The organism is Flagellimonas abyssi, assembly GCF_019457905.1.
Taxonomy (GTDB): domain Bacteria; phylum Bacteroidota; class Bacteroidia; order Flavobacteriales; family Flavobacteriaceae; genus Flagellimonas; species Flagellimonas abyssi.
The window spans coordinates 1-584 of the sequence record NZ_JAHZSV010000004.1; the positions used below are offsets into that span (position 1 = coordinate 1).

The window sequence follows — 584 nt, forward strand, 5'->3', positions numbered from 1 at the left end:
AGCCCAAGAGGGGGAGCAGAAACAGCAAGGCTTCAGAGAAATCCACACTCTGGAGCCTTTTTCATTTGCACGCAATTTGCACGCGGATTAAAAAAAATAAAGTTTAGGGCCAAACTTTAACATTTCAGACTAAAATTTTCCAGAATAATTTGCGATTTGTCCCAAATACTTACCCTTAACTTTTGCACATGGATCCTGTTCCAATTTTATAGAGTTCGGGAAGAAAAACGTAAGGTAAAATTGGAATAGGGTGCAACAACCTACTCTTAAATGAGAAGTAATTTATTATAACGACTTTTTTGCAATACCAATAATCCGTTCCATTATTTAGATTGGAAAAGGAATAGAAATGACCCAGGTCCATAATGGATATATGATTTTTGGATACAATGCAATAGTAAAAAAGGCTGCAAATGATATTATTTCAGTGATTAGTAATCCCGTCAATTGAGGATTTTCATACTGATTATGGGTCTGTTTAAATTCTAATTTCCCTTTAGAACGAATTTGTTGGATTGTTCCTATTAAAAGAATGAAACAAATAACGAGACTGTAAACTGAACTCTGTCTGAAAAAGATTAGAA

The 584-nt window shown here is 33.9% G+C and carries 1 protein-coding gene; it reads right to left on the reverse strand.

What is annotated here, in order from left to right:
- Positions 1 to 327: 327 nt before the first annotated feature.
- Positions 328 to 584: hypothetical protein (locus tag K1F36_RS05015; protein ID WP_220112819.1), on the reverse strand; the 257-nt coding region annotated here is incomplete at its 5' end.